10 protein-coding genes and 1 tRNA gene are annotated in these 13,844 nt (G+C 74.0%); 5 read left to right on the top strand and 6 right to left on the bottom strand.

Annotation, left to right across the window (positions count from 1 at the left end; genetic code table 11):
- Window positions 1-87 precede the first annotated feature (87 nt).
- A complete protein-coding gene (locus ACK2IS_RS08510) occupies window positions 88-651 on the bottom strand; it encodes a YbhB/YbcL family Raf kinase inhibitor-like protein (protein ID WP_409482912.1) in 564 nt (187 codons plus the stop codon).
- Window positions 652-748: 97 nt separating this feature from the next.
- Here ACK2IS_RS08510 and ACK2IS_RS08515 point away from each other — a divergent pair, with 97 nt between their 5' ends.
- A complete protein-coding gene (locus tag ACK2IS_RS08515) occupies window positions 749-4,267 on the top strand; it encodes an ATP-binding cassette domain-containing protein (RefSeq protein WP_409482913.1) in 3,519 nt (1,172 codons plus the stop codon).
- A 15-nt stretch (window positions 4,268-4,282) separates the two neighbouring features.
- On the opposite strand, the gene ACK2IS_RS08520 is transcribed toward ACK2IS_RS08515, so the two are convergent.
- From ACK2IS_RS08520 to ACK2IS_RS08540, 5 genes are all read right to left on the bottom strand, one after another.
- Entirely contained in the window at window positions 4,283-4,711 is a 429-nt protein-coding gene (locus ACK2IS_RS08520) for a DUF3037 domain-containing protein (protein WP_409482914.1), read from the bottom strand.
- Window positions 4,708-5,565: a HipA family kinase gene (locus ACK2IS_RS08525; protein WP_409482915.1), complete on the bottom strand. Its 858-nt coding sequence runs from the start codon at window positions 5,563-5,565 to the stop codon at window positions 4,708-4,710. The genes ACK2IS_RS08520 and ACK2IS_RS08525 overlap by 4 nt, the downstream gene beginning before the upstream one ends.
- A gap of 20 nt (window positions 5,566-5,585) precedes the next feature.
- Window positions 5,586-6,812 carry an acetate/propionate family kinase gene (locus tag ACK2IS_RS08530; RefSeq protein ID WP_409482916.1) on the bottom strand — a complete coding sequence of 409 codons (1,227 nt, stop codon included), beginning with the start codon at window positions 6,810-6,812 and terminating at the stop codon, window positions 5,586-5,588.
- A gap of 28 nt (window positions 6,813-6,840) precedes the next feature.
- Entirely contained in the window at window positions 6,841-8,940 is a 2,100-nt protein-coding gene (pta, locus tag ACK2IS_RS08535; protein ID WP_409482917.1) for a phosphate acetyltransferase, read from the bottom strand.
- Between the two features lie 61 nt (window positions 8,941-9,001).
- The gene (locus tag ACK2IS_RS08540) at window positions 9,002-9,409 is read right to left on the bottom strand and encodes a pyridoxamine 5'-phosphate oxidase family protein (protein ID WP_409482918.1); all 408 of its coding nucleotides are present in this window, start codon (window positions 9,407-9,409) and stop codon (window positions 9,002-9,004) included.
- A 104-nt stretch (window positions 9,410-9,513) separates the two neighbouring features.
- Between ACK2IS_RS08540 and ACK2IS_RS08545 the strand changes: the two genes are divergently transcribed.
- From ACK2IS_RS08545 to ACK2IS_RS08560, 4 genes are all read left to right on the top strand, one after another.
- Window positions 9,514-9,852, top strand: coding sequence for a hypothetical protein (locus tag ACK2IS_RS08545; protein ID WP_409482919.1), 339 nt, complete (start codon window positions 9,514-9,516; stop codon window positions 9,850-9,852).
- 435 nt (window positions 9,853-10,287) lie between these two features.
- Window positions 10,288-11,898, top strand: a complete 1,611-nt coding sequence (locus tag ACK2IS_RS08550) for a DEAD/DEAH box helicase (protein WP_409482920.1) — start codon at window positions 10,288-10,290, stop codon at window positions 11,896-11,898.
- Between the two features lie 255 nt (window positions 11,899-12,153).
- Window positions 12,154-12,238 (top strand) — tRNA-Leu (locus ACK2IS_RS08555).
- Between the two features lie 242 nt (window positions 12,239-12,480).
- Window positions 12,481-13,818, top strand: coding sequence for a M20/M25/M40 family metallo-hydrolase (locus ACK2IS_RS08560; protein ID WP_409482921.1), 1,338 nt, complete (start codon window positions 12,481-12,483; stop codon window positions 13,816-13,818).
- Window positions 13,819-13,844 lie beyond the last annotated feature (26 nt).

Genomic DNA, 13,844 nt, shown 5'->3' on the forward strand with positions numbered 1-13,844 from the left:
CGGGACGACGACGGAGCCGCACCCTATGGGGCGTGCGGCTCCGTCGTGCGGCTCACCCGTGCGGTGTCCGGGGTCGCGGCGGGAGGTTCAGTCCTGCCCGGCAGGGACGGCATACCTCCCGGTGATCACCGCGCGGGCCAGGGTGTGCGCGCCGATGGTGAAGCCGGTCGCCGCGCCGCTCGCGGTGTCGTCCAGCCCCAGGTCGTCGGTGTCCAGGGCGTGCACGGCGAACAGGTAGCGGTGCGGGCGGTCGCCCGCCGGCGGGGCGGCGCCGCCGAAGGCCTTGAGGCCGTAGTCGTTCGCCATCATGAAGGCGCCCTCGGGCAGGGCGTGGCCGCCCTCGGCGCCGGCGTCCTCGACCAGCTCGGTGCAGTCGGCGGGCAGGCCGACGAGCAGCCAGTGCCAGAACCCGCTGGGGGTGGGCGCGTCGGGGTCGAAGCAGGTCACGGCATACCCGCGCGTCTCGGCGGGGGCGCCGCTCCAGGACAGCTGCGGGGACACGTTGTCGCCGTCCAGGCCCCAGGAGTCGAAGGCCTGCGCGTCGGTCATCGTGGCGCCGTCCTGGAAGGACGCGCTGGTGACGGTGAACGAGCCGACCTGGGGGAGCAGCTCGTAGGGGTCCGGGGCGACGGGTCGGTCGAGGGTGCTCATGGCCCGACCCTATGTCGCCCGACGCGCGACCGCACACCCCTGGTGACGGCGAAAACCGCTGTCGTCGGGGCAGGTCGCCCGCCTAGCATCACCCTTCGTGACCGTGCTCTCCCAGACCGCACCCGCCCCTGACCGACGCACCGTCACCTGGCGCCGGTTGCGCGGGCGGACCGCCCTCGCCGCCCTCGTGGCGCTGGCCCTCGGGTCGGTCGGCACGACCCTGGGGACCGTGGTCGCCGGACGCCTGGCCGACGGGCCGTCCTGGCACCTGGTGTCCCTGCTCGCGTCGTGCGTGGTCGGCGGAGCCGCCCTGGACACGGTGGGGCGCTGGTGGTGGGCCGGGGCCGTGGACCGCGCCGAGGGGCGGCTGCGGGACGACCTGCTGGACGCGGCGCTGGGTCAGCCGCTGCCCGTGCTGTCCGAGCAGGCCGTCGGGGAGATCCTGGACCGGGTCGACGACGACACCCGCGAGGTGGGGTCCCTGATGCGGCTGCAGGCGTGGACGATGATCCGCGCCCTGGTGTCGATCGTCCCGATGCTGCTGGTCGCCGGGTTCACCTGGTGGCCGTCGGTGCTGCTGTTCCCGGTGTTCGCCGGGGCCGCGGTGCTGTCGGTGCGCGGGCTGCTCGGCGAGATCGCCCGTCGCAAGGTCCTCGAGGAGGCCGCGTGGACCGACCACGCCGCCATGCTGGAGGAGGGCATCGCCGGTCAGGACGACCTGCGCACCAGCCTGGGCCAGCCCTTCGCCGTACGCCGCCTGGCCGGGCTCTCCGCCGAGGTGCACCGCAGGTTCCACGAGGTCCTCGTGCTCGAGCGTGCCGTCACCTTGCGCACCGGGCTCGTCCTGCACTCGCTGCTCGCCGTGGTGGCCGTCGTCGGGGTCGTCCTGGTGTCCGGTCACCGGCTGTCGGTCCCCCAGCTGGTGACCCTGTTCATGATCACCGCGACCTTCGTGGGCTACGTCGGGCGGGTCGCCGACCAGCTGCCCGACCTTCAGGCCGGTCTGGGCGCCGTGCTGCGGCTGCGTCAGCTGATGGCCGTCGAGCCGGAGCCGGTCGGCGGCGGCAGCCTGCCCGACGGCCCGGTCGGCCTGGAGTTCCGCCGCGCGAGCTTCGCGTATGCCGAGGGGGCCTTCGCCCTGCGGGACGTGGACCTGACGGTGCCCGCGGGCCAGACCCTGGCGCTGGTGGGTCGCACCGGCTCCGGGAAGTCGACCCTGGCCTCCCTGGTCTCCCGGGCCGCGGAGCCGCGCCCCGGGGAGGTCTTCCTCGGCGGCCTCGACGTGACCGGGCTCGACCTGCAGGGGCTGCGCCGGACGGTCGGGGTGGTCACCCAGCGCACCGAGATCCTGGCCGGGACGCTCGCGGACAACATCACGCTGTTCGCCGACGTCCCGCGCGACCGGGTCCAGGCCGTGATCGCCGAGCTGGGGCTGGGCGACTGGGTCGCGGGCCTGGACGACGGCATGGACACCCTGCTCGGCCCCGGCGGCACGGTGCTGTCCGCGGGGGAGGAGCAGCTGCTGGCCTTCGCGCGGCTGCTGCTGCGCGAGGTGCAGGTCGTGGTGCTCGACGAGGCCACCGCCCGGATGGACCCGCTCACCGAGGCGAGGGTGGTCGCCGCGTCCGAGCGCCTGCTGCAGGGCCGCACCGGCATCCTCATCGCGCATCGCCTGTCGACCATCGCCCGGGCCGACCTCGTGGCGGTGCTCGCGGACGGCCGGGTCGTGCAGGCAGGCGAGCGCGCGGTGCTGGCGGTCGAGCCGGGCCCCTTCCGGTCGCTGCTCGAGGCCGCCCGGGAGCCCGAGCCGGACACCGGGCCGCCGACGACGCCCGAGGACGCGGCCCCGGCCCGAGGCGGTCCGGCCTCGGCCGCCACCGCCCTCGGCGCCGTCCGGCGGCGAGGAGAGCCCCCGCAGTCCGTCGACCCGGGCGACGGCCCCTCCCTGGCCAGGGGGATCCTCAGCGCGATCACCATCCGCCCGGCCTGGGGGCTGCTCGCCGTCGCTCTCTTCCTGGTGCACTCGCTCGGCGGGGCGATGGGTGGGTTGACGGGCTTCGCGTGGGGGCGCGCGGTGGAGGCCCTGCAGCGCGGAACCGCCCCCTGGCCGTGGGTGGCGCTCGTGGTCCTCGTGGTGCTGCTCGGGCCGACGGCGCTGTCCGCGGCGGTGGTGCGCTATCCCCGCTGGTGGGTGGAGGTGCTGCTGCGGATCCGGATGGCCGTGCTCGTGGGGCAGACCGGTCAGCGGCGCCTCGCGCGAATCCCGGCCGGGGAGGTCGTGGCGCGGGCCATGGACGCCGATCGCTACGCGCGGTACGCCGACCGCTGGGTCGATTTCGGCAACGGCCTGCTGATCTGCCTGGTCACGGCCGTGGCGGCCGGCACCTGGCTGGCCGGTCTGGTGCTGCTCGTCGTCATGGTGGCCTCGGCGACCGCCTCCGCCGCGGGCCGGTCGGTGGCGGGACGCTCGGCCGCCACGGCCTCGGCGACCCGGGCGCGCTTCGGCCGGGTCCTGGTGTCGGTGCTGGAGTGCGCCCGCACCGTCAAGCTCGCCGGTCGGATGGGCGAGGTGCGCCGACACCTGCGGCAGGTCGACGCCGGTCGCGTGGCCGCCGCGGTGCGCGAGCACCGGGTCCAGGCCCTCCTGGAGGGGGTCCCCACCGTCATGGTGCAGGTCGGTGCCGTCGCCGCGTGGGTCGGTGTCCTCACCGGTCGTTGGGGCCTGGCCACGGCGCTGCTGGTCGTGAGCGCGGTCAACGGTTTCGACTGGTTCGGGCGCGTCGCGGGGGCCGTCGTGACCGAGGCGCCGGGCACCCGGGCCTGGCAGGTCGCCACCAGCCGGATGGCGGGCGGCACCGACCTGATGGCCCTGCCGGAGGGCGTCGACCTCGTCACCGGTGCCGCCCCCGAGCCCGAGCCGACGCCGCGGGTGCCCCTGCACGAGCTGCGCCTGCGAGACCTCTCGGCGGTGCACGAGGACGGCACCCTCGGCGTCGAGCACGTGGACCTCGACATCCGCCGTGGTGAGCTGGTCCTGCTCGTCGGTCAGGTCGGCGCGGGCAAGTCCAGCCTCCTGCGCGCCATGGCCGGCCTCACGCATCACCGGGGGTCGCTGACCTGGAACGGTCGCGAGGTCACCGACCCCGAGCTGTTCCTGAGACCCGGGCAGGTGGCCTACGTGGGGCAGGTCCCGCGCGTGCTCTCGGGCACCTTCGACGACAACGTGCGGCTGGGCCACGACCGGGCCTTCGACAGCCCCGTCGACGTGGCGCGCCTGGAGCCGGACGTCGACCAGGCCGGCGGGCCGCACTCGCTCGTCGGCCACCGCGGGGTGCGGCTGTCCGGCGGTCAGGTCCAGCGACTGGCCCTGGCCCGCGCCGTGGCGACGGACGCCGAGCTGCTGCTCGCCGACGACGTCTCCTCGGCCCTGGACGCCCGCACCGAGATCGAGCTGTGGCAGGCCCTGCGGGAGCGAGCCACGACGGTGGTCGGCGCGACCTCCAAGCGGTCGGCCCTCGCGCAGGCCGACCGCGTGGTCGTGGTGGCGGACGGGCGCGTGGCCGCCGTCGGGCCGTGGCCGGACCTGGCCGACCGGTGGGGCCACCTCGCCGGCTGACCTCGGTGCGCGAGGTCAGCGGACGAGGCGGTCCAGCAGCCGCGTCAGCTCGGCGGCGGGGTCGCGGGTGACGCCCCCGTGCGGGCGGGAGGTCTGGATCACCGTCGAGCGCGGCGCCTCCAGCCACCCGAACCTGCGCCACGGCCGGGCGTCCTCGGCCAGCCCGGCGACCGCCTCGCCGCGGCACACCGCCTGCACCGTCGCGAGCCCGGCGCGCAGGACGTCCAGGTCCAGGTCGGCGGACAGGGCCCGCACCCGGGTCTCGTCGACGTGGGTGGCGGCGTCGAGGTAGCCGAGGTCCTGGCAGTGCACCACCACCCCGACGTTGACGAACTCCTCCCGGTCCACCCGCGGCACGCACCGCAGCACGAGCCACTGGTAGCCCAGCCACTCCGGGCGCACGCCGCGGGGCGTGACGTTGGTGCGGGGGCGGTGCTCGGTCATCGGGTCCACCGCCGGCGGGCCTCCAACGAACGGGCGAGGTCGGCCGGCCCCTCGGCCTGCGGGCCGGTGGGCGGCTCGGGCAGCCAGCTCCCGCGCGCGTCGAGGCGGGCCTGCAGCAGCCGGACGTATGACGCCCGCACCTCCTCCGGCGTGCGCAGTCCGGCCTGGTCGGCCACCACCGGCAACCACGGGTCCGGCACGAGCCCGGCGGCGGCGGCGAGGATCTCGGGGGTGAGGCGCGCTGCGCACCAGTCGTCCGCGTGGGTCAGGTCACCCGCGGGCAGCCGCAGGACATGGCGGTCGGCGTCGTAGCCGAGCCGGGCGAACCGCTCGACGTCCACCCCACGGGACGCCCAGCCGTGGTGGACGTAGATCGCGGCGCCGTGGTCGATCGCCCACACCCGCCCACCCCACACGAGCAGGTTGGGGTTGCTCCAGGTCCGGTCCACGTTGACGGTCAGGGCGTCCAGCCACAGGATCCGGGCGGCGAGCTCGGGCGTGGGCGGCACGGACCCGTCATACCCGAAGGAGCCAGGCAGGAAGTCGATGCCGAGGTTGAGCCCCGGGCTGGCGGTGAGCAGATCCTGGACCTCCTCGTCCGCCTCGTAGCGCGCGATCGCGTCGGGCAGGGCGACGAGGACGAGCCGGGGCGTCGGGATCTGGAGGACCTGGGCCAGGGCCGAGCAGATCACCTCGGCCGCGAGCACCCGTGGGCCCTGCCCCGCGCCGGTGAGCTTGACGACATAGGTGCCTTCGTCGTCGGCCTCGACGAGCCCGGGCAGCGAGCCGCCCTCGCGCAGGGGCAGGACGTAGCGCGTCGCTGTCACCCGCGCGAGGGCGGTCGGGATGCTCATGGGCGGCTCGCGCCGGCTCGTCAGCTCGCGGGGGCGTCGGCTGTGCGGACGCGACCGGCGGCCTGGGCCACCTCGTAGGTCTGGCGGGCGATCTCGCCCTCCTCGTCGGTGGGGATGACGAAGACCCGCACCCGCGACTCGGGGGTGGCGATGTCACGGGCCTGCTTGGAGCGCACGGCGTTCAGCGCGGGGTCGACGACGATGCCGAGGATCCCCAGGTCGTCCGTGGCCATCTGGCGGGTGAGCGCGGAGTTCTCGCCGATGCCGCCGGTGAAGACGACGGCGTCGAGGGTGCCCAGGACCGCGGCGTAGGCGCCGAGGTACTTCTTGAGGCGGTAGGCCATCACGGCCTGCGCGAGCCGTGCGGCCTCGTCACCCGCCTCGCAGGCGTCCTCGACGTCGCGGCTGTCGCTGCGTCCGGCCAGGCCCTGCAGCCCGGACTTCTTGTAGAGCATCGTGTCGATGTCCTCGAAGCTCATCCCCGACTGGCGGTGGACGTGCATCGGGACGGCCGGGTCGATGTCGCCGCTGCGGGTGCCCATGACCAGGCCCTCCAGCGGCGTGAGCCCCATGGACGTGTCGACCGAGACGCCGTTGCGGACGGCCGTCGCGGAGGCGCCGTTGCCCAGGTGCAGGACGATGACGTTGACGTCCTGCGGCTGCTTGCCGAGCAGCGCCGCGGCCTCGCGGGACACGTAGGCGTGCGAGGTCCCGTGGAAGCCGTAGCGGCGCACGCCGTACCTCTCGCGCCACTCGGCGGGGACGGCGTAGGTGTAGGCGTGCTCGGGCATGGTCTGGTGGAAGGCGGTGTCGAAGACGCCGACCTGCGGCAGCTCGGGGAACATCTCCAGCGCCGCCCGCAGCATGACCAGGTTGGCGGGGTTGTGCAGCGGGGCGAGCGGGGTGAGCTCGTCGAGGGTCTCCAGCAGCTCGTCGGTGACGAGGACCGCGCCGGAGAACTTCTCGCCGCCGTGGACGACCCGGTGCCCGACGGCGACGAGGTCGCTGTCGGCCAGCCGGGGGCCCTCGGTGTCGAACAGGCCCACGACCGCGGCGATGGCGGCCTTGTGATCGGGGCACTCGATCTCGCGGGAGACCTTGTCGCCGGCGGCCTTGTGGGTGATCTTCGCCGAGTCCAGGCCGATGGCCTCCACCAGTCCGGCAGCGAGCACCTCCCGGGTGCCGACCTGGACGAGCTGGTACTTCAGGGACGAGGAACCGGCGTTGAGGACGAGGACAGCAGGCATGGGCGCACCTTTCGTGGGCGGTGAGGTGTCAGGGCTGCTCGGGAGCCGGGGCCGCGGGCGCCGGCGCGAGCGTGGACTGGATCGCCGTGATGGCCACGGTGTTGACGATGTCGCGCAGCGTGGCGCCGCGGGACAGGTCGTTGACGGGCCGGCGCAGACCCTGCAGCACCGGGCCGACGGCCACGGCCCCGGCGGTGCGCTGCACGGCCTTGTAGGTGTTGTTGCCGGTGTTGAGGTCCGGGAAGATCAGGACGGTGGCCTGACCGGCCACGGGGGAGCCCGGGGCCTTCTTCTGCCCCACGGCCGGGTCCACGGCCGCGTCGAACTGGATCGGTCCCTCGACCGCGAGCTCGGGGGCTCGCCGGCGCACGATCGCGGTGGCCTCGCGCACCTTGTCGACGTCGGCGCCCGAGCCGGACGTGCCGGTGGAGTAGGACAGCATCGCCACGCGCGGCTCGATGCCGAAGGCCGCCGCCGTCTGCGCCGACGAGATCGCGATGTCCGCCAGCTGCTCGGCGTTCGGGTCGGGGTTGACTGCGCAGTCGCCATACACCGTCACGTGGTCGCGCAGGCACATCAGGAAGCTCGAGCTCACCACGGAGACACCGGGGTTGGTCTTGACGACCTCCAGCGCCGGCCGGATGGTGTGTGCCGTGGTGTTGACGGCGCCGGAGACCATGCCGTCGGCCTCGCCGAGGAGCACCATCATCGTCCCGAAGTACGACGGGTCGACGACCACCTCGCGGGCGCGCTCCAGGGTCATCCCCTTGTGGGCCCGCAGCTCGGCATACCGCGCCGCGAACCGCTCGACGTGCTCGGGGTCGAGCGGGTCGACCATCCGGACCCCGGTGAGGTCGACGCCGATCTCGCGAGCGCGGGCCTCGAGCTCCTCGGCCGTGCCCAGCAGCGTGATGCGGCAGGTCTTGCGGCGCACCAGGATCTGCGCGGCCTGCAGGATCCGGTCGTCGGTGCCCTCGGGCAGGACGATGTGCCGGTCCGCGGCCTTGGCCTGCTCCAGCAGCCGGTGCTCGAACATCAGCGGTGTCATGATCGACGGGTGCGGCTCGGCGAGGTGCGCGAGCAGCGACTCGTCGTCGACGTGCTCGGCGAACAGGCTCACCGCCTCGGTGATCTTGCGGGTCGCGGTCGGCGTCATCCGCCCACGCACCCCCGACAGCGCCATCACCGTGTCGTGGGTGCCGCCGCGCGTGGAGATGATCGGCAGGGTCGTGCCCAGTCCGTCGATCAGGCGCCGCACCTGGTCCGGCAGCTCGAAGCCGCCGTTGAGCATCACGCCGGCGATGCTCGGGAAGGTGCTCGACTGGTGGGCCAGCAGCACCGCCAGGACCACGTCGGCGCGGTCGCCCGGCGTCAGCACCAGCGACTCGTCCAGCAGCCGGTCCAGCACGTTGGGCATGGTCATCGCCGCGGTGACGAAGCTGAGCGCCTCGCGGTCCAGCAGGCTCTCGTCCCCGGAGACGAGCTCGCCGTCGGTGGCGCGCATCAGGTCGCGCACGGTCGGGGCCGAGAGCACGCGGGAGTCCGGGATGACGTACGTCGCGAGCCCGTCCACGGTCGCCTCCACCGCACGGCGCAGCTCGGCCACCCGCTCGGGGTCCGCACGGTTGACGACCACCGCGATCGGGGTCGCGACGTTGCTGCGCAGCTCGCCCAGGCCGATCTCGACGGCCGTCGCCACGTCGACGCACTCCCGGCCCTTGGCGCCGACGACGAGCAGGACCGGAGCCCCGAGGTTCGCGGCGACGCGCGCGTTGAAAGAGAACTCGGTCGGGCTGGCGACGTCGGTGAAGTCCGAGCCCAGGATCAGCACCACGTCGCAGCGGCGCTGCACCTCGTGGAAGCGCTCGACGATCCGCTCCAGGGAGCCGTCCAGGTCGTGGTGGACGTCGTCGTAGGACACCCCGGTCGCCTCGGCGGCGGAGAGCTCGACACTGGCCCGGGACAGGACCGTCGTGAGGACCGCGTCGTCCTCCGGGTCCCCCTCGGTGACCGGGCGATAGACCCCGACCCGCGCGTAGCGCTTGGTGAGGGACTCGAGCAGCCCGAGGGCCACGGCGGACTTGCCGCTGTGGCCCTCGGCGGACGCGACGTAGACACAGGTCTTCACGCATCGAGCGTAGCCGGGGCCCGGTTCCCTCCGAAGGAGGGGGTCGAGCTCCGGCAGGACCTCAGCGGGACAGGACGAACTCGCGTCCGGACACCTCGTCCAGGTCGATCGTGACGAAGACCTCCTTGCGCGTGTCCACCCACGGGCGCAGGCCGACGTCGTCGAGCGCGTCGGCCTCGTCGGCGTTGTGCACCATGTGGGCGTCGCCCTTGCCGATGACGCTCCAGGCGTGGTCGCCTGCGATCTCGTCGATCTCCACCGCGACCCGCGACTGCACGACGAGGGACGCGAGCTTGCCGCCCTCGGCGGTCCGCAGGACGAGCTGCCGGTCCCGGACGACGTAGTTGACGGGGGTGATCTGCACGTCTCCCATCGCGGCGGTGGCCAGGCGGGCGAAGGACGTCGACTCCAACCGCTCCCAGCACTCGTCCTCGGTCATCTGCTTCACGGGTTCGTTGACATCGCTCATGAGCCCATCCAACGCCCGGTCACGACGGTTGTCGACACGGGGGTCGCCCCCATCGCACGAGGCCCGCCGTCTCGCAGCGCAGGCAGGTGGGTACGGACAGTCACATGAGCTATGACCCGCAGCCTGGAGACGTCCCCTCCTACCCCCAGCGCCCGCAGGGCGGCACGCCCCAGGGCGGACCCGCGCAGGTCTACCCCCAGGGCGGTGACGACCAGGGCGGCTACGGCCAGGGCGGCGCCCAGCAGGGGTGGGGTGCCCCGATGGGCGGCCCCCGCTCCGGCCCGAGCCTGTTCCCCTTCCCCTCCTGGACCACGCGCACCCGCGGCGGCTCCACGGTGACCGTCGGCGGCTGCTGCCTGCCGCTGCCGATCGGGTGCCTGGCCACGACCCTGGCCGTGGGGGCGGTCGCGGGCTCCCGCGTGGTGCGTCACCTGCGCGGCTGACGACCCGGCTCTGCCCGGCGGCGGTATGGCGGAAGGGTCTTTCCGCCATACCGCCGCCGGCGCACCCGCCACCGAGGCGACCCGCCCGACCCGCGTGCGCACGTCCCGCGCTCGCAGCTCATCAACGGCACGTCATCGGCGCCAGAACGTGGCCTACCCGCGCTCCTGGTTCACGAAGTACACGTTCCACGCCTGAGAACGTGCCCCACCTGCGCTCGCGACTCACGAAGGACAGGCCGCGGGGACGGGCCGCGGGCCATCGTGCACCGCTCGGCGCTCTCGATGACGTAGGGTGAGATCAGCGGTCCGCCCAGTCTTGCCTCGGGCCGCAGGTGTCACGACCGGTGTCCGCTCCCGGTCTCGTCCCCCGACCCACGTCACGGGGACCAGGTGCGCCGCGGCGACCGCACAGGTCGCGCGTGCCCGGCGAGACGCATGTTCCGCCATACGGAGATCTGCTTGTCCACCAACGCTTTCGCACGCCTCGGCGTGCCCACCTCGCTCGCCGCCGTCCTGCAGGACCGGGGCATCAGCGAGCCCACCCCCATCCAGGCCGCCACGCTGCCCGACTCGCTCGCCGGCCGCGACGTCCTGGGCCGGGGCCGCACCGGCTCCGGCAAGACCTACGCCTTCCTCCTGCCGATCCTCACCCGCCTGTCCACGTCCGGCACCCGGCGTCGGGCCGGCGCCCCGCGCGCCCTGGTGCTGGCCCCGACCCGCGAGCTGGCCGCCCAGATCGAGACCGCCGCGGCGCCCCTGGCCGAGACGCTTGACCTGCGCACCCTGACCGTCTTCGGCGGGGTGGGGCAGGGCCCGCAGGTGCAGTCGCTCAAGCGCGGCGTCGACCTGCTCATCGCCTGCCCCGGCCGGCTGCAGGACCTCGCCCAGCAGGGCCTGGTCGACCTCGGCTCGGTGGAGATCACCGTCCTCGACGAGGCCGACCACATGGCCGACCTGGGCTTCCTGCCCACCGTGCGCCGGATCCTGGACCGGACCCCGGAGCGGGGTCAGCGGATGCTCTTCTCGGCCACCCTGGACGCCGGCGTCGACGTGATCGCCAAGCGGTACCTGCACGACCCGGTGACCCACCACGCCGACTCCGCGCAGTCGCCGGTGTCGGCGATGGACCACCACGTGCTGCACGTCACCGCCGACGACCACCTGCCCGTGCTGGTCGACCTGACCGCCGGGCCTGGACGCACGGTGGTCTTCACCCGCACGAAGTACCGCGCCAAGAAGCTCGCCAAGCAGCTCAACCGGTCCGGCGTCCCCGCGGTCGAGCTGCACGGCAACCTCGGGCAGGGCGCCCGCACCCGCAACCTCGACGCCTTCCACGACGGCACCGTCGAGACCCTGGTCGCCACGGACATCGCGGCGCGCGGCATCCACGTCGACGACGTCGCCCTGGTCATCCACGCCGACCCGCCGGTCGAGCACAAGGCCTATCTGCACCGCTCCGGACGCACCGCCCGGGCCGGCTCCGCGGGCACGGTCGTCACGATGATGCTCGACGACCAGGTGCAGGACGTCCGCGCCCTGACCAAGGCGGCCGGCATCCGCCCGACGACCACGCGGGTCCACCCCGAGCACGCGCTGCTGCGCGACCTGGTGCCGGGCGAGCGGTCCTTCGCGACCCCGACCGACGCCACCGTCGAGGCTCCCGAGCAGCGAGGCGGCTCCGGCCGGGGTCGCGGTGGCGCGGCCGGCCGCTCGGGCGGCTCCCGCTCGGCGGCAGGCTCGCGCGCAGGCGGCTCCCGTGCCGGCAGCGGTCAGCGATCCGGCGCCGGCTCGGGTGCCGGGTCCGGCTCCGGGCAGGCGCGCTCCGCCGGTGGTGGGCGACGCCGCGGCGAGCAGCAGCGCGCGGCCGGTCAGACGAGCGGCGGCTCCGGCCGGGCCGGCGCGGGTCGCGGCACGTCCGCGTCTCGCAGCACCACGACGCGGGGCGGCTCGACCCCGGTCCACACCACCTCGTCGACCCAGCCGCGTCGCAGCGGCGGGGCCGCGGCCTTCTCCAGCGGCACCTCGGCCGGGCGCCGCTCGCGCTGAGCCCCGCTCGCCAGACATCACCAGAGGAGGGGCCCCAGGACCGACGTCCCGGGGTCCCTCCTCGGTGGGTATGCGAACCGGTGCCTCACCGGGGGCGGGAGGCTGGAGCAGGGCCGACCGGCGTCCCGAGGCCACCGCTCACCACCAGGACCAGGACACCACCGGCCCCGGTCGCGCGGGCCGATGGATTCGGCAAACCGGGGGAGGGCTGCTAAAGTTCAACGTCGTTGCCCGGTGATCCCGAGCACGCACCCTGTCCGGGTGGCGGAATGGCAGACGCGCTAGCTTGAGGTGCTAGTGTCCTTTATCGGACGTGGGGGTTCAAGTCCCCCCTCGGACACACTTTCCAGAGGCCCTGAGTCAGGACGACTCGGGGCCTCTGGCATGTCTGAGAGGGGATCCCCTGGGCGCGAGGGCGGATCCCCTGGGCGCGGAGCCGGTCCGCGGGGAGCAGACGCAGCGTCCCGGGGTGGCGGTGCCGCCACCTGCGTCGCCGCCGACACCCAGGCCGCGACGGCCGCGGGGACCCGATGACCAGGTGCGCACCCGGCATACGGCCGCAGCCCTGGCTAGGGTCGAGCCATGACCGACCACAGCACCCCCGCGATCGATCCCGTCGACGAGGTCGAGCAGATCTGCCGCGACCTGATCCGGATCGACTCCAGCAACTACGGCGACGGGTCGGGGCCCGGGGAGCGAGAGGCCGCCGAGCACGTCATGAGCCTGCTGACCGAGGTGGGGCTGGACCCCTGCTACGCCGAGTCCGAGGACCGGCGCGGCAACGTCGTGGTGCGGCTGGAGGGCGCGGACCCGAGCCGCCCGGCGCTGGTGGTTCACGGCCACACCGACGTGGTGCCGGCCGACGCCGCGGACTGGTCGGTGGACCCCTTCTCCGCCGAGGTGCGCGACGGCTGCATCTGGGGCCGCGGCGCGGTGGACATGAAGGACATGGACGCCATGATCCTGGCGACCCTGCGCCACCTGGCCCGGACCGGGACGAGGCCGCCGCGGGACCTGGTGTTCGCGTTCTTCGCCGACGAGGAGGCGGGCGGCACCAAGGGCTCGCACTGGATGGTCGATCACCACCCGGAGCTCTTCGAGGGCGCGACCGAGGCGATCTCGGAGGTCGGCGGCTACTCGGTGACGATCCCGCGCAAGGACACCGGCGAGCAGGTCCGCGCCTACCTGCTGCAGACCGCGGAGAAGGGCATCGCCTGGCTGCGCCTGACCGCCCACGGCCGGGCCGGTCACGGGTCCGTCCCCAACGACGAGAACGCCGTCGTCCGTCTCGCGCGCGCCATCGAGCGGATCGACGCCCACACGTGGCCCCGCACCTACATCGCGAGCGTCCGGGAGCTGCTGGAGGGTCTGTCGGCGACCACGGGCACGGGCTACACCGACGAGGACGCCACCGCCCTGCTCGAGCACATCGGCGGCGCCCGCGGGTTCGTGCTGGGCACCCTGCAGGACACGAGCAGCTTCACGATGCTGGACAGCGGCTACAAGCACAACGTCATCCCGCAGACCGCCTCGGCCTCGCTGGACTGCCGCTTCCTGCCCGGCCACGAGGAGGAGCTGATGGCGACGATCCGCGAGCTGGCGGGCGAGCACGTGGAGGTGAGCGTGCACCACCGGGACGTGGCGCTGGAGGCGCCCTTCGAGGGGCGGCTGGTCGACCGGATGCGCGACGCCTTGCAGGCCGAGGACCCGGGCTCGCTGCTGCTGCCGTACTGCCTGTCCGGCGGGACCGACAACAAGGCGCTGTCGCGGCTGGGGATCACCGGCTACGGCTTCGCGCCGCTGCGGCTGCCAGGAGAGCTGGACTTCGTGGGGATGTTCCACGGCATCGACGAACGGATCCCGGTGGACTCGCTGCGCTTCGGCACCCGGGTGCTGCAGCGGTTGCTCGCGACCTGCTGAGGCCGGCCGGGCGGGGTCGCCGACCG

The sequence above is a fragment of the Arsenicicoccus dermatophilus genome, from assembly GCF_046267915.1.
Classification (GTDB): domain Bacteria; phylum Actinomycetota; class Actinomycetes; order Actinomycetales; family Dermatophilaceae; genus Arsenicicoccus; species Arsenicicoccus dermatophilus_A.

Bases quoted from the DNA above. Each gene is read 5' to 3' on its own strand.
- ACK2IS_RS08530 (WP_409482916.1), bottom strand. From the start codon at position 6,812: ATGCCTGCTGTCCTCGTCCTCAACGCCGGTTCCTCGTCCCTGAAGTAC.
- ACK2IS_RS08540 (WP_409482918.1), bottom strand. From the start codon at position 9,409: ATGAGCGATGTCAACGAACCCGTGAAGCAGATGACCGAGGACGAGTGC.
- ACK2IS_RS08560 (WP_409482921.1), top strand. From the start codon at position 12,481: ATGACCGACCACAGCACCCCCGCGATCGATCCCGTCGACGAGGTCGAG.
- ACK2IS_RS08525 (WP_409482915.1), bottom strand. From the start codon at position 5,565: ATGAGCATCCCGACCGCCCTCGCGCGGGTGACAGCGACGCGCTACGTC.
- ACK2IS_RS08520 (WP_409482914.1), bottom strand. From the start codon at position 4,711: ATGACCGAGCACCGCCCCCGCACCAACGTCACGCCCCGCGGCGTGCGC.
- ACK2IS_RS08545 (WP_409482919.1), top strand. From the start codon at position 9,514: ATGAGCTATGACCCGCAGCCTGGAGACGTCCCCTCCTACCCCCAGCGC.
- ACK2IS_RS08550 (WP_409482920.1), top strand. From the start codon at position 10,288: ATGTTCCGCCATACGGAGATCTGCTTGTCCACCAACGCTTTCGCACGC.
- ACK2IS_RS08510 (WP_409482912.1), bottom strand. From the start codon at position 651: ATGAGCACCCTCGACCGACCCGTCGCCCCGGACCCCTACGAGCTGCTC.